Source organism: Blastococcus sp. HT6-4 (genome assembly GCF_039679125.1).
In the GTDB taxonomy this organism is placed as follows: Bacteria; Actinomycetota; Actinomycetes; order Mycobacteriales; family Geodermatophilaceae; genus Blastococcus; species Blastococcus montanus.
Map to the genome: position 1 here is coordinate 4,149,510 of NZ_CP155551.1, position 15,978 is coordinate 4,165,487.

19 protein-coding genes and 1 pseudogene are annotated in these 15,978 nt (G+C 75.4%); 8 read left to right on the forward strand and 12 right to left on the reverse strand.

Annotation, left to right across the window (positions count from 1 at the left end):
* The first annotated feature begins 36 nt into the window (after positions 1 to 36).
* Together ABDB74_RS19940 and ABDB74_RS19945 are read left to right on the forward strand one after the other, a co-directional pair.
* The gene (locus ABDB74_RS19940) at positions 37 to 924 is read left to right on the forward strand and encodes a hypothetical protein (RefSeq protein ID WP_346620622.1); all 888 of its coding nucleotides are present in this window, start codon (positions 37 to 39) and stop codon (positions 922 to 924) included.
* 5 nt (positions 925 to 929) lie between these two features.
* Positions 930 to 1,151 (forward strand): annotated as a pseudogene (locus ABDB74_RS19945) (GntR family transcriptional regulator); the annotation flags it as partial.
* A 161-nt stretch (positions 1,152 to 1,312) separates the two neighbouring features.
* On the opposite strand, the gene ABDB74_RS19950 reads toward ABDB74_RS19945, so the two are convergent.
* The 6 genes from ABDB74_RS19950 to ABDB74_RS19975 form a co-directional block, all read right to left on the reverse strand.
* On the reverse strand, positions 1,313 to 3,961 hold the full coding sequence (locus ABDB74_RS19950; protein WP_346620624.1) for an FtsX-like permease family protein: 2,649 nt from the start codon (positions 3,959 to 3,961) through the stop codon (positions 1,313 to 1,315).
* A complete protein-coding gene (locus ABDB74_RS19955; protein ID WP_346620626.1) occupies positions 3,961 to 4,686 on the reverse strand; it encodes an ABC transporter ATP-binding protein in 726 nt (241 codons plus the stop codon). The genes ABDB74_RS19950 and ABDB74_RS19955 overlap by 1 nt, the downstream gene beginning before the upstream one ends.
* Complete coding sequence (locus ABDB74_RS19960; RefSeq protein ID WP_346620627.1) at positions 4,683 to 5,267, reverse strand: PadR family transcriptional regulator; 585 nt, start codon at positions 5,265 to 5,267, stop codon at positions 4,683 to 4,685. Before ABDB74_RS19960 ends, ABDB74_RS19955 begins: the two co-directional genes overlap by 4 nt.
* A gap of 60 nt (positions 5,268 to 5,327) precedes the next feature.
* On the reverse strand, positions 5,328 to 5,873 hold the full coding sequence (locus ABDB74_RS19965) for a PRC-barrel domain-containing protein (protein ID WP_346620629.1): 546 nt from the start codon (positions 5,871 to 5,873) through the stop codon (positions 5,328 to 5,330).
* A gap of 161 nt (positions 5,874 to 6,034) precedes the next feature.
* A complete protein-coding gene (locus ABDB74_RS19970; RefSeq protein ID WP_346620630.1) occupies positions 6,035 to 6,886 on the reverse strand; it encodes an aldo/keto reductase in 852 nt (283 codons plus the stop codon).
* A gap of 64 nt (positions 6,887 to 6,950) precedes the next feature.
* Complete coding sequence (locus tag ABDB74_RS19975; RefSeq protein WP_346620631.1) at positions 6,951 to 8,201, reverse strand: MFS transporter; 1,251 nt, start codon at positions 8,199 to 8,201, stop codon at positions 6,951 to 6,953.
* Positions 8,202 to 8,349: 148 nt separating this feature from the next.
* On the opposite strand from ABDB74_RS19975, the gene moaA reads away from it, so the two are divergent.
* Genes moaA through ABDB74_RS20000 form a run of 5 tightly spaced genes read left to right on the forward strand, consistent with a single transcriptional unit; the run spans position 8,350 to position 11,299 of the window.
* Positions 8,350 to 9,405 (forward strand): GTP 3',8-cyclase MoaA, encoded by a 1,056-nt coding sequence (gene moaA / locus ABDB74_RS19980; RefSeq protein WP_346620632.1) that lies wholly within the window; start codon positions 8,350 to 8,352, stop codon positions 9,403 to 9,405.
* Between the two features lie 2 nt (positions 9,406 to 9,407).
* Positions 9,408 to 9,650 (forward strand): MoaD/ThiS family protein, encoded by a 243-nt coding sequence (locus ABDB74_RS19985; protein WP_346620633.1) that lies wholly within the window; start codon positions 9,408 to 9,410, stop codon positions 9,648 to 9,650.
* A gap of 22 nt (positions 9,651 to 9,672) precedes the next feature.
* Positions 9,673 to 9,867, forward strand: a complete 195-nt coding sequence (locus ABDB74_RS19990) for a hypothetical protein (protein ID WP_346620635.1) — start codon at positions 9,673 to 9,675, stop codon at positions 9,865 to 9,867.
* Between the two features lie 50 nt (positions 9,868 to 9,917).
* Positions 9,918 to 10,418: a histidine kinase gene (locus tag ABDB74_RS19995; RefSeq protein ID WP_346620636.1), complete on the forward strand. Its 501-nt coding sequence runs from the start codon at positions 9,918 to 9,920 to the stop codon at positions 10,416 to 10,418.
* A 41-nt stretch (positions 10,419 to 10,459) separates the two neighbouring features.
* Positions 10,460 to 11,299: an SMP-30/gluconolactonase/LRE family protein gene (locus ABDB74_RS20000; protein WP_346620637.1), complete on the forward strand. Its 840-nt coding sequence runs from the start codon at positions 10,460 to 10,462 to the stop codon at positions 11,297 to 11,299.
* Positions 11,300 to 11,307: 8 nt separating this feature from the next.
* On the opposite strand, the gene ABDB74_RS20005 is transcribed toward ABDB74_RS20000, so the two are convergent.
* The 6 genes from ABDB74_RS20005 to ABDB74_RS20030 form a co-directional block, all read right to left on the reverse strand.
* On the reverse strand, positions 11,308 to 11,718 hold the full coding sequence (locus ABDB74_RS20005; protein ID WP_346620639.1) for a molybdenum cofactor biosynthesis protein MoaE: 411 nt from the start codon (positions 11,716 to 11,718) through the stop codon (positions 11,308 to 11,310).
* Positions 11,715 to 12,302: an NTP transferase domain-containing protein gene (locus ABDB74_RS20010; protein ID WP_346620641.1), complete on the reverse strand. Its 588-nt coding sequence runs from the start codon at positions 12,300 to 12,302 to the stop codon at positions 11,715 to 11,717. The genes ABDB74_RS20005 and ABDB74_RS20010 overlap by 4 nt, the downstream gene beginning before the upstream one ends.
* 117 nt (positions 12,303 to 12,419) lie before the next feature.
* The gene (locus ABDB74_RS20015) at positions 12,420 to 13,472 is read right to left on the reverse strand and encodes an ABC transporter ATP-binding protein (RefSeq protein ID WP_346620642.1); all 1,053 of its coding nucleotides are present in this window, start codon (positions 13,470 to 13,472) and stop codon (positions 12,420 to 12,422) included.
* The gene (gene modB, locus ABDB74_RS20020; RefSeq protein WP_346620643.1) at positions 13,469 to 14,272 is read right to left on the reverse strand and encodes a molybdate ABC transporter permease subunit; all 804 of its coding nucleotides are present in this window, start codon (positions 14,270 to 14,272) and stop codon (positions 13,469 to 13,471) included. The genes ABDB74_RS20015 and modB overlap by 4 nt, the downstream gene beginning before the upstream one ends.
* Entirely contained in the window at positions 14,269 to 15,117 is an 849-nt protein-coding gene (gene modA / locus ABDB74_RS20025) for a molybdate ABC transporter substrate-binding protein (protein WP_346620644.1), read from the reverse strand. Before modA ends, modB begins: the two co-directional genes overlap by 4 nt.
* Before the next feature lie 10 nt (positions 15,118 to 15,127).
* On the reverse strand, positions 15,128 to 15,520 hold the full coding sequence (locus ABDB74_RS20030) for a TOBE domain-containing protein (RefSeq protein ID WP_346620645.1): 393 nt from the start codon (positions 15,518 to 15,520) through the stop codon (positions 15,128 to 15,130).
* A gap of 185 nt (positions 15,521 to 15,705) precedes the next feature.
* Between ABDB74_RS20030 and ABDB74_RS20035 the strand changes: the two genes are divergently transcribed.
* Positions 15,706 to 15,978, forward strand: coding sequence for a hypothetical protein (locus ABDB74_RS20035; protein ID WP_346620647.1), 273 nt, complete (start codon positions 15,706 to 15,708; stop codon positions 15,976 to 15,978).

Sequence of the window (15,978 nt, forward strand, 5' to 3'; positions counted from 1 at the left end):
TCAATGACTTGATGCATTGAGGTAGTGGAGGACGACGTGGCGCTGCTCCCCCTGCTGTTCGTGGTGACCGCGGCGTTCACCCTCGGGGTCGGGGCGACCCTCGTCCGTCGCTCACCCCCGAGCACGGAGGCCACGGTGGCCGCCGCGCGCAGGCACGCCCGGTGGACCTCCGGCGCGGCGATCGGTCTCGGGGTGGCGGCCGCGGTCGTCGTCGCCGACACCGGTGCGTTCGCGGGAGACCGCCCCGGTGGGCAGGGCATCACGGTGCTGCTGGTCCCGGTGGCATTCGCCGTCGTGCACACGCTCGTCCTGCTCCTCGGCGAGCTGACCTGGCCCCGGCCGGTGGGCGAGGTCCGCCACGCCCGGCTGGCCCGGCGTGGGACGTTCGACACCGCACCCCGGTGGCTGCTCCGGTCGGCCGCCGGCGCTGCGGTGGGCTTCCTGGCCGTCGTGACCGTGGGCGCCCTCGCCGCCGACCCGGACGGCCGCAGTTTCAGCTACCTGCGGGGCACCGGCATGGGGGCCGGCGACCTGGGCCAGACCGCCAGCCCGTTCCCGGGCTGGTTCTACGGCCGCCCGGCCGTGCTCGGCCTGGTGGTCGCGGGCGTGGTGACCCTCGTGGCCCTGCACGTCGTCGCCACCCGGCCGGCGGTGGTCACCCGGGACGAGCGCATCGAGGCCGCGCTGCGGCGCGCGTCGGCCCACCGCGTGCTGCGCGGGGCGACCGCGGCCCTGCTGGTCGACACCGGCGGCCTGCTGTTCATCGCCGGGACCGCCATGCCCGACATCGGACCCGCCGCCTTCGACTGGCTCGAGGGCGGGGCAATGGCGATCGGGGTGCTGTCGATGCTGGCCGGCGCAGCCGTCGCCTTCTCCCCCGCGCCCCGGGTGCCGGCCGAGGCGCCCGCCGTCCCGGTCGGCTGACGCGGATGGCACCGGACATCACCGTCGACGTCGGCAACCCGACGCCGCCGTACGAGCAGATCCGCGGCCAGATCGCCGCGCACGTGCGCAGCGGGCGGCTCGCCGTAGGCACCCGGCTGCCGACCATCCGGGCGCTGGCCGCCGACCTCGGCGTCGCCGCCGGCACGGTCGCCCGGGCCTACACCGAGCTGGAGGCCGCCGGCCTGGTCGCCAGCCGGCGCCGCACCGGGACCGTCGTCACCGGCCGGCCCGACCCGGTGGCGACCCGCGAGCAGCGGGTGCGTGGCCTGGCGGCCGAGCTGGCCCGGACCGCGCAGGCCGACGACGTGGACGACGAGACCGTCCTCGCCGCCGTCCGGACCGCGCTGCGCGACACCGCCGCGGCGCGTCAGGCCGCCAGCCGCCGGGTCAGGGGGAGCCGGGAGCGCACGACGAGCCCGGTGACGAGGACGGCCAGCAGTGGGACGGCGACCGCGATCCCGGCGAGCAGCGACCACGGGACGTCGACCACCGGGTTCGCGCCCGCCCCGTAGTCATTGCTCGTCAACGGGTAGGCGACGGCGATCCCTGGCGCGAGCCCCACCAGCACGCCGAGCAGCGCGCCCCCGCCACCGACGACGGTCGCAGAGCCCATCGCGATCAGCCGGCGCATCCGTGGGGCGGCCCCGAGCGCGGCGAGGGTGGCGAAGTCCGGCCGCGCGTCGGTCAGCGCGAGACCGGTGGCGGTGCCGGTGGCCACCAGGACCAGCACCGCGCCGAGCACCAGCAGCACCAGCCGGGGCAGCGCCAGGGCGTCGCTCCAGCCGCGCTCGACCCGGAGCTCCCCGGCGCCCAGGGCGCTCAGCAGCCGGTCGGCCCGCGCCTCCTGCTCCGGCGTGACCGGATCGTCCGGCCCTCCGGTCACGAGCTCCAGCGGCGTCACCTCGACCGGCAGCCGGTCGGCCAGCGCCGGCGGCACGAGCACCAGCGCGGGCACCCTGGTCAGGCCTCCCTCGTTCGGGGGCGGCGGAGGGGACTCGACGGCGGGGAGCGTCGTCGTCCCGGTGACGCGGCCGTCGCCGCGGTCGTCGTAGGCCACGGCCGCGAGCCGCAGCTCGCCGGCCTCGTCCACGGCACCGGAGCCGAAGATCACGGCCGAGCCCTCGGCCAGGGCACGGGAGGCGGGGGCCGGGAGCCCGCGCGGCGTGAGCGCTCGGGCCCCGGCTGCGTCGACCACCAGCACGTGGCCGCTCATCGACGTCCCCCCGGCCGCATCGGGATGCCAGCCGCAGTCGACCGGTGGGCCGGCGCACCCCGGTGCGAGCGGCACCAGCTCCCGCCACCCGCCGGGCCCCCCGGACTCCGCGACCTGCACCAGGTGCACGTCTCGGCCGGGGACCTGGGCGCGCAGCGCAGCCGCGACGTCGACCCGGCTCTGGGCGTCCAGCCCTCCGAGGTAGGCGGTTCCGGCACCGGCCGCCGACGCGGGCTGGTAGTCCCGCCGCGCCTGCGCGCTGTCGCTGGCGCTGCCGATCAGCAGGGCGGTGATGCCGGCGACCGTGGCCATGACCGCCGCCAGCGCCGGTGCGGTGCGGCCGCGGTTGCGGACGGCGTCCCGCACGGCGATCCGGCCGGGCGTCGGCAGCCGGCGGGCGAGTGGGGCGAGCAGGCCCAGCAGCCATGGGATCGCCGCCACCACCCCGAGCACCAGCAGCACGGCGCCGCCGGCGATGCCGAGCTCGGTGCCCCGGGCGCCCAGGGCGACGAGCGCCAGCCCGGCCGCGGCCAGGAGCAGGCCGAGCACGGGTGACCGCCACGAGGTGCGGACCTGCCTCCGGCGCCCGGCCAGCGCATCGACCACGGAGGAGCGGCTCGCCTGCGAGGCGGGCACGGCCGCGGCCAGCAGCCCGGCCAGCACCGCGACGGCGACCAGGCCGAGCAGGTCGGGCACCGGCACCTCCACCGGTCCGGCAGCGAGCTCGACGAACGCCCCCACCACCGGCACGAGCAGCACACCGAGACCCGCGCCGAGGGCGGCGCCGAGCAGGGCGGCGACGCCGCCGAGGAACAGACCGGAGGCGAGCACCACCCGGCGCAGGTCGGCGGGCGCGCCTCCCCCCACTGCCAGCAGCGCGAGATCACGCCGCTGCCGGCGAGCCCCGACGGCGAACGCCGGTCCCGCCAGGAGGACGACCTCCAGGACGATCGACACCCCGATCAGGGCGAGCACGGCGACCCCCGCGGCATCGGGCCCCGTCGACCACCCGCCCGACGGCTGCCACGCCGCGGCCGGTGGCGGAGCCTCGGCCACCTCGCGGGACAGCACGGCCAGCCCCTGCCGGTTCAGGTCCTGCACGGCCGGCCAGTCCAGGCCACCGGGGACGTCGGCGTAGAAGGTGGCGCCGGTGCGCACCAGCAGATCGGCCCGCTCCGCCGGGACCAGCAGCAGCACGCCGGTGAACTGGCGCGGTTGCCGGACGACACCGACGATCCGGGCGGGCACGTCGTCGCGGGTCAGCGCCAGCTCCTGGCCTACCGCCAGGCCTCGCTCGGCCAGTTGCGGGCTGATCGCCACCTCGCCGGCCCGGCCGGGCAGCCGGCCCTCGACCAGCTCCAGCGTGCCGGAGAGCAGCGGGTCGCCGGGGTCGGCGGCCAGCGCGTTCACCCGGGCGTAGCCGGAGTCGGTCCGGTACCGGGTCCGCCCGTGAACCGTCTCCACCACGCGCGACCCGGCCGGCAGGGCGGCGGCGACCTCCGCGCGGCTCCACGGCTCCGGGCCGGGTGCTCCCTCGCTGGAGACGATCTCGCCGCTGGACGGGTCGGCCCGGACGGGGGTGCGGTGATCGGCGGTGATCCGCGCGTCGGCGCCGCCCAGCAGCGCGGGCCGGGCTTCGGCTGCGCTGACGTCGACGGTCCGGGAGAAGGTGTCCGCCGCCGAGACGGCCAGCACCGGCAGGCCGATCATGAGCAGCACCAGCGCGGTGCGCCCCTTCGCGCGACGGGCGTCGCGGCGGGCGATCCGGAGGGCCAGGCGCCAGCGGGTGAGGCAGCGGCCCATCACGCCCCGCCGGCCGCGAGCAGCGACTCCGCGGGCGACACGGGACCGCTCTGGTCGACGACGACGCCGTCGCGCAGGAAGACCACCCGGTCGGCCCAGGCCGCGTGCCGTGCCTCGTGGGTGACCAGCACCCCGGCGGCCCCGGCCTCACACCGGGCGCGGAGGACCCGCAGGACCTCCTCGCCCGTCGTCGAGTCCAGCGCGCCGGTGGGCTCGTCGGCGAGCAGCAGCCGGCGGGGACCGACGAGCGCGCGGGCGATGGCCACCCGCTGCTGCTGCCCGCCGGACATCTCGTCGGGGAAGCGGCCGGCCAGCGCCGCGACGCCGACCTCGTCCAGCGCCTCCCGGGCCGCCCGCCGGGCCATCCCGCCGCGGACGCCGTCCAGCTCCAGCGGCAGCGCCACGTTCTCGACCGCCGACAGCGAGGGCAGCAGGTTGAGGTCCTGGAAGACGTAGCCCACGCTGCGCCGCCGGACGGCGGCCACCTGCGCCGCCGACAGGCCGGCCAGGTCGCGCCCCTCCACGACGACCGAGCCCGACGTCGGGGTGTCCAGCCCGCCGGCGAGGTGCAGCAGCGTCGACTTCCCCGACCCGGACGGGCCCATGACGGCGACCAGCTCCCCGGGCCGGACGGCGAGGTCGACCCCGCGCAGGGCCTGGACGACGGCGTCGCCCTGGCGGTGCTCGCGGGTGACCCCGGACAGGACCAGGACCGGGTTGCTCATCGCCGGCTCCCCTCGACCGCCGGGGCCGCGGCCGCGTCGTCGGCGGGCGCGGAGGCGGGGCGCGCCGCCGCCGCGCGGGCGACCCGCGCCTCGCAGTGGTCGAGCCAGCGGATCTCCGCCTCCGCCCGGAAGACCAGGGAGTCCAGGACCAGCGACCACGCCAGGTCGCGGTCGGTGGCCCGGCTCTTGAGACGGGTCAGCTCCTGCAGCGACGACATCGTCGCCGTGCGCTGCGTCTGCACCACGGCGAGGACGTCGACGCCCGGGGTGGTGACCGCGAGGGCCAGCTTGATGGCGAGCTCGTCGCGCGGGGCGGCCTTCGCGCCGACCGGGGAGCCGAACCACGAGCGCACCTCCGCGCGGCCGAGGTCGGTCAGCCGGTAGGCGATCCGGCCGTCGCCGTCCGCCTGCCCGTCGGGCGTGACGAACCCGTCCCGTTCGAGACGGTCGAGGGTCGTGTAGACCTGCCCGACGTTCAGCGGCCAGGTGGCACCGGTCGCCGCGTCGAACTCGGCGCGCAGCTGGTAGCCGTGGCTGGGGCCGCGCTCCAGGAGCGCGAGGAGACCGTGCCGGATGGACATGGATACGGAGTATGCATACTCCGTATCCATGTCACAAGGGGCTCGCGTCCGCGGCGGGGATCAGTTGCCGTAGCGGCGCAGCAGCGGCTTCTCCTCGGCCGATGCGGCGACGTTCCGCTGGGCCTCCGGGGGATCCAGCGGACCGCTGACCTGGTCCTGACTCGTGGCCGGCTCGTCCCCCGCCTCGTGGCGCGGCGTCCCGGCGGTCCCCCGGTGCTCGGCGTCGACCGGGTGCGCCGGCTCGGTCACCGTGCGCAGCTCGGATTCCTCCCCCGCGACACCGCCCACGACGTCCCGCTCGATGCCGTAGTGCCGGTAGAGCTCGCGCTCCTCGGCCGGCGACAGGCGGCCGTCCGGGTCGATCCGCGGAGCGTCCTTGGCGACGTCCTTGGCGACCGGCACCCGCAGGCCCTCGGTGGTGAGCTCGGCGTCCCGCAGCGGGACGAAGGTCTCCTTGGTACCGAAGAGCCCGGTCTTCACGGTCACCCACTCGGGCAGGCCGGTGTCGTCGTCCAGGTAGACGTCGGAGGCCTCTCCGATCCGGCTGCCGTCGACGTCGTAGACGTCCCGCTGGCGGATCTCGGCGACGCTGGCTCGGTCGATCATCGTGCTCTCCTTCACCGTTCGGCTCGTGCTGACCCTCCTGGGGTGTCCGCTCGCCGCAGCCGGAAACCGGCGCCGGCCCGCCGTAAGGACTTCGTGAGACGGCCGCCACCCCCTCCCGCCCGCGACGGTGACCCCGGCGCGGGCGGGAGACAGGGCTCAGCTCAGCGGGGGATCCAGTTGAAGTCGTCCGGGTCCGGGCCGATGCGGCCACCCCGGTCCAGCGCGGTGATCGCGCTCATCTGCTGCTGGTCCAGCTCGAAGTCGAAGATGGCGAAGTTCTCGGCCATCCGGTCCTTCGACGAGGACTTAGGGAAGATGACGTCGCCGCGCTGGACGTGCCAGCGCAGCGTCACCTGCGCCGGCGTCTTCCCGAGCTGCTCGGCGAGCTGCACGATCGCCGGGTCGCCGAGCACCTGGCCCTGACCGATCGGCGACCACGCCTCGGTGACGATCTCGTGGTCGGCGTCGAAGGCACGCAGGTCGTCCTGGGCCAGGAACGGGTGGATCTCCACCTGGTTGACCGCCGGCCTGGTCTCCGACGCCGCGAACAGGTTCCGCAGGTGGTGGGGGTTGAAGTTCGAGACCCCGATCGCCTTGGCCCGGCCGCTGGCGTAGATCTCCTCGAGCGCCTTCCAGCGGGCGACGTAGTCGCTCACTGCCGGCAGCGGCCAGTGGATGAGGAACAGGTCGAGGTAGTCGAAGCCCAGCTCCTCCAGGCTCCGGTCGAACGAGCGGAGGATGTCGTCGCGCTCGAGCTTGTTGTTGTTCAGCTTGCTCGTCACGAAGACCTCGCCGCGGTCGATCCCGGACTCGCGCACGGCCTGGCCGACCCCGGCCTCGTTGCCGTACATCTGCGCGGTGTCGATGTGCCGGTACCCGATCTCCAGGGCGGTGCGGGTCGCCTCGGCGGTCCGGTCCGGCGGGATCTGGTAGACGCCGAAGCCCAGCTGCGGGATCTCGACGCCGTTGTTCAGGGGGATGGTGGGGACTCCGGGGGCGGGCGTGGCAGCCACAGGCATTCCTTCCGGTAGAGGGGAGGCGGTGCGACATGTCGTGTGCAACCGGCCTGTGGTGCGGCTACCCGTCGATCGGCGGCTCAATCCGCACCGCGCCCACCGCGGCGACCACCGGCTGGTCCCGCACGAACCGGCCCCCGGCCACCGCCAGCAGCGCGGCCACGGCTGCGGCCCCGGCCGGGACGGCGAACGCCGCCTGCGCACCCCAGGCGTCCACCGCGGCGCCGGCCAGCGCCGACCCGGTGGTGACACCGAGCGTCAGCCCCGAGATCGTCCAGGCCAGCGACTCGGTGAGCACGCCCGGCCCGACGCGGGACTCGACCAGCGACGTCCCCGACACCAGCACCGGCGCGATGGTGAGCCCGGCGAGGAAGCCGCAGCCGGCGAGCACGGGCAGCGAACCGACGCCCCACAGCAGCTGGGCGGCCAGCCCGAACGCGACCGCCGTCCCCACGAAGCGGGCGGCGAGCGTGCCGGGCAGCGGCGCCAGGCCGTAGACCAGCCCGGCCAGCAGGCTGCCCGCGGCGAAGACCGCCAGCACGGCCCCGGACAGCGCCGGCGCCCCCTCCGCCTCGGCGAACCCGACGACCACGACGTCCAGCCCGCCGAACACCGTGCCCACCGCGAGATAGGTGACGACGACGACCAGCAGCGTCGGCGTCAGCACCGCCCACCACCGGGGCCGCGGCCCGGTGCCCAGGGGGTGCGCCGGGGGCTGGCTCACCCGCAGGCCGGCCAGCCAGAGCCCACCGACCGCGCCGAGGACCACCCCGGTGAGGAAACCGACCGGCGGGGCGATCAGCGTCGCGAGCACGGTGACCAGGGGCGGGCCGATGACGAAGACGATCTCGTCGGCGACCGCCTCGAAGGCGAAGGCGGTCTGCCGGCCGGCCGGATCCAGCAGGGCCGACCAGCGCGCCCGTACCAGCGAGCCGATGTTGGGGCTGCTCGCGCCGACGGCCGCGGCCAGCAGGAACCAGCTCCACCGCGGGCCGTCGGCGACGACCGTGGCCACGAAGGCGATGCCGGTGAGGAGGAAGGCGCCCATCGCCCAGGGCAGCACCTCGGCCTGACCGCGGCGGTCCATGGCGCGGGCCCACTGCGGGCCGGCCACGCCGTAGCTGAGGGCCAGCGTCCCGGACACCGCGCCGGCCAAGCCGTAGCTGCCGGTCCGGTCCTCGACGAGGAGCACCGCGCCGAGGCCGAGCATGGGCGCGGGCAGCCGGCCCACCCAGCCGGCCAGGGAGAACGCCACCGACCCCCGGACGGCGAACAGGCGGCGGTAGGGGCTGAAGACGGTGCGGGCCGACACGGTTCTCTCGCGCTTCCTGGCCACAGGCGAGTGCGGGAGGTCCTCCGCCGGTCTCTCGGGTGGCGCTGCGACGGTAGCAACGCCACCGGTCGGGGGTCGCCGTGATTTCCGGCCCACGCCCGTCGGCGGTCGCGGCTACATTCGGCCCATGACCAGCGCCTCGCTCCCGGACCCCGCGGTGCGTCCCGTCGTGGGGGCGGTGCCCGCGGGTTCGGGTGGGCTGGTCGACCGGTACGGCCGCACCGCCACCGACCTGCGGGTGTCGCTCACCGACCGCTGCAACCTGCGCTGCACCTACTGCATGCCGCCCGAGGGGCTGGACTGGCTGCCCAAGGTGGAGGTGCTCACCGACGCCGAGATCGTCCGGCTGGTGCGCATCGGCGTCGAGCAGCTGGGCATCCGCGAGGTCCGGTTCACCGGCGGGGAGCCGCTGCTGCGCCCGGGCCTGGTCGGCATCGTCGCCGCGGTCACCGCGCTGCGGCCGCGCCCGGAGGTCAGCCTCACCACCAACGCCATCGGCCTGGCCCGGGTCGCCCCGGCGCTGGCCACCGCGGGGCTGGACCGGATCAACGTCAGCCTCGACACCGTCGACCGCGACCGCTTCAAGGCCCTGACCCACCGCGACCGGCTCGACGACGTCCTCGCCGGGCTGGCGGCCGCGCAGTCGGCCGGGCTCACCCCGGTGAAGGTCAACGCCGTCCTGCTGCGCGGGATCAACGAGGCCGACGCGGTGCCGCTGCTGGACTTCTGCCTGGAGCGCGGCTACCAGCTGCGGTTCATCGAGCAGATGCCGCTGGACGCCCACCACGCCTGGACCCGCGGGGAGATGGTCACCGCCGAGGACATCCTCGCCCGGCTCTCGGCCGCCCACACGCTCACCCCGGACACCGAGGCCCGCGGCTCGGCGCCGGCCGAGCGGTGGCTGGTCGACGGCGGCCCCGCGACGGTCGGGGTGATCGCCTCGGTGACCCGCTCGTTCTGCGGCTCCTGCGACCGCACCCGGCTGACCGCCGACGGGCAGATCCGCAACTGCCTGTTCGCCCGCGAGGAGTCCGACCTGCGCACGGCGCTGCGCGGCGGCGCCACCGATGCCGAGGTCGCCGACCGCTGGCGGATCGCCACCCTCGGCAAGCTGCCCGGGCACGGCATCGACGACCCGTCCTTCCTGCAGCCCAACCGGCCGATGTCGGCGATCGGGGGCTGAGCGTGTCCGTCACCGTGCGGTACTTCGCCGGGGCCCGGGCGGCCGCAGGCGTCGGGACCGAAGCCCGGGACGCCGGCAGCCTCGACGAGCTGGTCGGCCAGATCGTCGCCGACCACGGCGAGAAGCTGGAGCGGGTGCTCGCCGCCTGCTCGTTCCTCGTCGACGGCACCCAGACCCGCGACCGGGCGGCACGGTTGTCGCCCGGGCAGGTGGTCGACGTGCTGCCGCCGTTCGCCGGAGGCTGACGAGCACGGGAGGATGAGTCCCATGGGCATCTTTGACAAGGCGAAGGCCAAGGCCGAGGAGCTGTACGGCCGGGGCGTGGAGCTGTACGGGGAGTCGCACGGCGACGCCGCGGCGAAGATCGACGGCGAGGCGCACCGGCTGGAGGCCGAGGCCGAGGAAGAGCAGCTCGAGCGCGAGGAGAAGCGGGGCGACGACGGCCTCGCCGGCGCCCGCTGACCCGCCGCGAGCGCGGTTGACCGGGCCCCGGCGGGGGAACACCCCACGGCATGGTTCCGGCGGGGGTCGCCGACGTCACGCCGTGGCGGGACTGGTGCTCCGCCGCGGAGGGAGTCATGCGCTTCCTGGCCGAGTACGTCGGCTGGGACTTCTGGATGGTCACCCAGGTCATCGACGACCGGCAGGTGGTCCTGCTGGCCTACCCGCCCGACACCGTCCGGCCCGGGATCGAGCTGCCGTGGGAGCGGAGCTTCTGCCGCCAGATGATCGAGGGCAACGCACCCCGGCTCGCCACCGTCACCGCCGTCATCCCCGCCTACGCCTCCCGCACCACCGGCCCGCTGCGTGATGTCGCCGCCTACGTGGGGGTGCCGCTGCTCCGCGCCGACGACACCCTCTTCGGCACGCTCTGCGGCGTGGCGTTCCGTGCGAAGCCGCGCAGCGCGGCGCGCGACCTGGACGTGGTCGAGACGAGCGCCCGGATGCTCAGCACCATGATGGCCGCCGGGATGGAGCCCCCACCCCCGCCCGACACGTCGGCCGGGGGCTGAGCGGGCTGGCGGCCGGGCCCCCGGTGCGATCAGATCGTGCGATGCGCGCCGAACAGATCACCGGACCGGTTGCCCACCACGCCGAGGGGCCGGTCTGGTCGCCCGCATGGGGTGGGCTGCGCTGGGTGGACATGCTGGCCGGGGACGTCCTCGCCCTGGCGGCGGACGGATCGGTCCGTCGCGAGCACGTGGGTGACGTCGCGGCGGCGCTGCGTCCGCGCCGGGGCGGCGGAGCGGTCATCGGCGTCGAGCGCGGTTTCGCGTTGCAGGACGCCGACGGCACGCTCGTGCACCTGGATCCGGTCTGGGACGACCCCTCGATCCGCATGAACGACGGCGGCTGCGACCCCGACGGCCGGTTCTGGTGCGGATCGATGGCCTACGACCAGCGGCCGGGTGCCGCCTCGCTGTACCGGCTGGACCCGGACGGGTCGGTGTCCCGGGTGCTGGGCGACGTCACCGTCTCCAACGGGCTGGACTGGAGCCCCGACGGGTCGCTGGCCTACTACAACGACACCGCCACGCACCGCGTCGACGTCTTCGACTACGACCGGGACACCGGGCTGACCGGGCGGCGGCCGTTCGTCACCTTCGACGACGACGGCAACCCCGACGGGCTGACCGTCGACTCCGAGGGTGGCGTGTGGGTCGCGCTCTACGGCAGCGGCACGGTGCACCGCTACGACGCCTCGGGTCGGCTCGACGCCGTGGTCGAGGTGGCCACGCCGCAGGTCACCGCCTGCACGCTGGGCGGCCCGCAGCTGGACCAGCTGTTCGTCACCACGTCCGCCGAGGGCAGGGACGACGACCCGGTCGCCGGCTCGCTGTTCCGGGTGGACGTCGGGATGCGCGGCCGCCCCGCCAGGGAGTTCGCCGGCTAGGGAACTCCTCAGGGGCAGGCCACCCACTCCTCCTCGCCGTCGCCGAAGACCTGCCGCTTCCAGATCGGGAGCCGCTTCTTCACCTCGTCGACGAGTTCGGCGCAGGCGGTGAACGCCTGACCGCGGTGGGAGGCGCTGACCGCGCAGGCCAGCGCGACATCACCGATGCCCAGCAGGCCGATGCGGTGGCTCACCGCGACGGCGTGCACGTCGGGCCGGGCGGCGAACTCCGCGGCCAGCCCGGCGATCACCTCGGCGGCGGTGGGGTGACCGACGTACTCGAGCTCGGTCACCGACCGGCCGCCGTCGTGGTCGCGGACCACACCGGCGAACGAGACGACGGCGCCCGCGGCCTCGTCGGCCACGGCGTCCTCGTGCTCGGCGACGGACAGCGGCTCGTCGACGACGCGGGCGATCACGGCGCCGAAGGTACCCCGGGCGGCGGGACGTCGAGGTCGGCCGGATCGGCCAGCCCGCTGCAGTCGACCTCCGTGACGTCGCGGTCGGCCAGGTAGCGGCGCGCCCCCTCGTCCCCCGTCACCGTCTCCGCGACGCCCGCCCAGTGCTCCCGGCCTAGCAGCACCGGGTGGCCGCGGACGCCGTCGTAGGCGGCGACGGCGAGCGCGTCCGGCGAGGCGTGCGCGGCCACGGCCGCGAGCGCCTCCGGCGTCATCCCGGGCATGTCGACCAGGGTGATCAGCGCGGCGTCGATCCGGCCAGGCCAGCTGCGGAGCCCGTCGAGGCCGGTGCGGAGCGAGGAGGCCATTCCGGTCTCCCAGTCCTTGTTGGCCAGGACGACGGCGTTCCCCAGGCCGGCGCTGCGCCAGACGTCGACCGCACGTGCCCCGAGCACCACGAGGACCGGATCGCACACGGCGCTCGCCGTCGCCACCGCCCGCTCGACCAGCAGGCTGCCCTCGTACTCGACCAGCGCCTTCGGCATCCCGTAGCGACGGCCGCCCCCCGCGGCGAGGACGACGGCGGCGACGACGGGAGCGCTCATCCCCCCACCCTCTCAGGGCCCGCGATGATCAGGTTCCCTGGTCATGACGCGTCCTCCCTCACGGTCTGCGGTGAGGGAGGACGCCCGATGATCAGGTGGGGTGATCGTCGATGCCCCTCAGCGGGCGTAGACGGCGACCTCGGAGGCCTTCACGGTCGCCCAGACCTCCGCGCCGGGGGCCAGCCCCATCTCCGCGAAGGACGCCGCGGTCACGTCCGCCACCAGCGGCACCTCGCCGGACAGCTCGCACCGCACCGTGGCGCCGTGCGGGGTGGCGGCCACGACCCGGACCGGCCAGACGTTGCGCGGGCTGCCGTCGGGACGGGTCGCGTACAGGGCCACCGACTCGGGGCGGACGGCCGCGAAGACCGGGCCGGCCGCCTCCTCGGCGACCGCCACCACCGCGCCCGAACCCAGCCGCACCAGCCGGCCCTCGCCGGTGCCGGGCAGCAGCGCCAGGCCGACCAACCGGGCCACGTAGTCGGTGCGCGGGCGACGGGCGACGTCGGCCGGCGCGCCGGTCTGCACCACCCGGCCCTCCTCGACCACGACCACCCGGTCGGCCAGCGCCATCGCGTCCACCGGGTCGTGCGTGACCAGCACCGTGCTCCCGTCGAAGCCAACCAGGTGCCGGCGCAGGTCGGCCCGGACGGACAGCCGGGTGCGGGCGTCCAGGGCCGACAGCGGCTCGTCGAGCAGCAGCAGCGCCGGATCGCCCACCAGCGCGCGGGCCAGGGCGGCCCGCTGGGCCTGGCCGCCGGAGAGCTCGGCGGGACGCCGGTCGCCGAGGCCGTGCAGCCCCACCCGGTCCAGCCACGCGGCCGCCGTCGCCCGCCGCTCGGCCTTCCCGGCGCCCCGCGTCCGGAGCCCGAACGCGACGTTCTCCGCCACGCTCAGGTGCGGGAAGAGCAGCGCGTCCTGGAACACGACGCCCAGCGGGCGCCGGTGTGCGGGCAGGTGCGTTCCGGCGGGGACGTCGTCCCAGACCGCGCCGTCGACGGCGACGCGGCCGTCGTCGGGCGCCAGCAGCCCCGCGAGCACCCGCAGCAGCGTGGACTTCCCGGCCCCGTTCGGCCCGAGGACGGCGAGCACCTCGCCGTCGGCGACCTCGACCGGGACGTCGAGCACCAGCGAACCCCTCCGGACCGCGACCCGCGCCGAGACGCTCACGACCCCACCCGTCCCAGCCAGCGGTCGCGCAGCAGGAGCAGGGTGGCCAGCGAGACGGCCAGCAGCACCAGCGACAGCACGATCGCCGCCTCCGGCTCCCGCTGCAGCGCCAGGTAGACCGCGATCGGCATCGTCTGCGTCGTCCCCGGGAAGTTGCCCGCGAAGGTGATGGTGGCGCCGAACTCCCCCAGCGCCCGGGCCCAGCAGAGGACGGCGCCGGCAGCCACACCCGGGGCCACCAGCGGGAGGGTCACCCGGCGGAAGGTGGTCCACCGGTCGGCGCCGAGGGTGGCCGCCACGTCCTCGAACCGGGCGTCCGCGGCCCGCAGCGCCCCCTCGACGCTGACCACGAGGAAGGGCATGGCGACGAACGTCTCGGCGATGACGACGGCGGTCGTCGTGAACGGGATGGTGATGCCGAAGGCGTCGTCGAGCCAGCTGCCGATGATCCCCTGCCGGCCGAGCACGAGGAACAGCGCGACGCCGCCGACGACGGGCGGCAGCACGAGCGGGACGGTGACCAGCGCGCGCAGCACGCTGCGGCCGCGGATGCGGGACCGCGCCAGCACCCACGCCAGCGGCACCCCGAGCACGAGCGAGAGCAGCGTCGCGAGGGTGGCCGAGACGAGGGAGAGGCGCAGGGCCTGGACCACGCCCGGGCCGGCGAGCTGCTCGCCCACCGACGACCACGGGGCGCGCACCACCAGGCCGACCAGTGGCAGGACGAGGAACGCGACGCCCAGCGCGGCGGGGACGAGGAGGGGAGCCGGGATCCGCGAGCCGGGCCGCACCCGGCTCACCGCACCACGAAGCCGGCGCGGAGCAGCGCCTCCTGCCCCTCGGAGGAGAGCACGAGGTCGACGAACGCCCGGGCGGCGTCGGGGTTGGGGGCGTCGGCGAGGCGGGCCACCGGATAGTCGTTGAACGTCACCACGGCCTCGTCGAAGCCGTAGAAGTCGACGCCGTCGCCGGCCGCGGTGAGATCCGAGTGGTAGACCAGCCCCGCGTCGACCTCGCCCAGCTGCACCTTCGTCAGCACCGCGCGGACGTCGTCCTCGTAGGTGTCCGGGGCGTCGGAGAGCCCGGCGGCGTCCAGCACCTCGGCGGCGGCACGACCGCACGGCACCTCGGGGGCACAGACGGCGAGCGTCGTCCCCTCGTCGATGATCTCCGCCAGCGAGGAAGGGGCACGCTCCCCCGGCGGCACGGCGACGTCCCCCGGATCCTCCGTCGGCACGGCGAGGACCAGGGAGTTCCCCGCGAAGACCTGCGGCTCCTCGACGAGGCCGGCACCGGTCAGGCGAGCCATCTGCACCTCGTCGGCGGAGGCGAAGACGTCGGCCGGCGCACCCTGCTCGATCTGAGCGGCGAGCGCGGTGCTGCCGGCGAAGTTGAACCGGATGTCGAGGCCGGGCTCGTCGGCCACCAGGTCGTCCCCGAGCTGGGTGAAGACGTCGGTGAGCGATGCGGCGGCGAACACGGTGAGCGTTCCCGACAGCTCCCCGCCGGAGGAGGAACCCGGCGCATCGGACGAGGCCGCACCGCTGCAGCCGGCGAGCACCAGTGCCGCCGTCCCGAGGATCGCCGCGCGCCGCTGCGCGCTCATCGTGGTGACCCGGGCGCGGATGCCACGATCAGCGCGCACTCGCGGACCCTCACGGCACGTCCACACTGACCTGGGTGGCCTTGACCGTGGCCACCGCGCGCACCCCCGGCTCGAGGCCCAGCTCGTCGGCGGCCTCCCGCGACATCAGGGAGACGAGCCGGAACGGCCCCGCCTGCAGCTCGACCTGGGCCATCACCGTGTCGCGGACGACGCGGGTGACGATGCCGGTGAGCCGGTTGCGGGCCGACGACGGCGTCGCCCCGGGCTCGGGGGCCTCGTGCAGCTCGGTCGCCACCCGCGCGAGCGCGACGCCGTCGACGAGGGCCGGCCCGCCCCCCTCGCGCGACGCCGGAAGCCGCCCGGCCTCGATCCAGCGCCGCACCGTGTCATCGCTCACTCCGAGCAGGCGGGCGGCCTCGGCGATCCGGTGTTCGGTGGCCATCGCGGACACCCTAGCTCCGCAGGTGCGGAACGACAACGCCGAGGGATGCCGCGTCTGCGGCGGCCCGTGGCGCCTCGGATCACCGCTCCCGCCGGACCCGTGGTGGCCGTAATTGATTCGTAACCACCTATTGGCGTGTAGCCCGGGCCTCAGCGGACATGCAACGAGCCGACCCCAGTCCGCACGTGAACAAGGGATTCGACATGAACAAGCTCACCCGCGGCATCGCTGCCGCTTCCTTCTCCGGCTTCCTCGCGCTCGGCCTCGCCGCCTGCGGCGAGGAGGAGGGCACCGTCGAGGTCACCGAGACCGAGGAGCTCACGGAGACCGAGGAGCTCGAGACCGAGGTCACCGAGACCCTCGAGCCCACCGAGACCGAGACCGAGACCGAGGAAGAGGTCGTGGAGACCGAGACCGAGGTCAACACCGAGACCGAGACCGAGTTCGAGACCGAATGA

Bases quoted from the DNA above. Each gene is read 5' to 3' on its own strand.
- ABDB74_RS19960 (WP_346620627.1), bottom strand. From the start codon at position 5,267: ATGTCCATCCGGCACGGTCTCCTCGCGCTCCTGGAGCGCGGCCCCAGC.
- ABDB74_RS19965 (WP_346620629.1), bottom strand. From the start codon at position 5,873: ATGATCGACCGAGCCAGCGTCGCCGAGATCCGCCAGCGGGACGTCTAC.
- moaA (WP_346620632.1), top strand. From the start codon at position 8,350: ATGACCAGCGCCTCGCTCCCGGACCCCGCGGTGCGTCCCGTCGTGGGG.
- ABDB74_RS20000 (WP_346620637.1), top strand. From the start codon at position 10,460: ATGCGCGCCGAACAGATCACCGGACCGGTTGCCCACCACGCCGAGGGG.
- ABDB74_RS19955 (WP_346620626.1), bottom strand. From the start codon at position 4,686: ATGAGCAACCCGGTCCTGGTCCTGTCCGGGGTCACCCGCGAGCACCGC.
- ABDB74_RS19950 (WP_346620624.1), bottom strand. From the start codon at position 3,961: ATGGGCCGCTGCCTCACCCGCTGGCGCCTGGCCCTCCGGATCGCCCGC.
- ABDB74_RS19995 (WP_346620636.1), top strand. From the start codon at position 9,918: ATGGTTCCGGCGGGGGTCGCCGACGTCACGCCGTGGCGGGACTGGTGC.
- ABDB74_RS20030 (WP_346620645.1), bottom strand. From the start codon at position 15,520: ATGGCCACCGAACACCGGATCGCCGAGGCCGCCCGCCTGCTCGGAGTG.
- ABDB74_RS20010 (WP_346620641.1), bottom strand. From the start codon at position 12,302: ATGAGCGCTCCCGTCGTCGCCGCCGTCGTCCTCGCCGCGGGGGGCGGC.
- ABDB74_RS19990 (WP_346620635.1), top strand. From the start codon at position 9,673: ATGGGCATCTTTGACAAGGCGAAGGCCAAGGCCGAGGAGCTGTACGGC.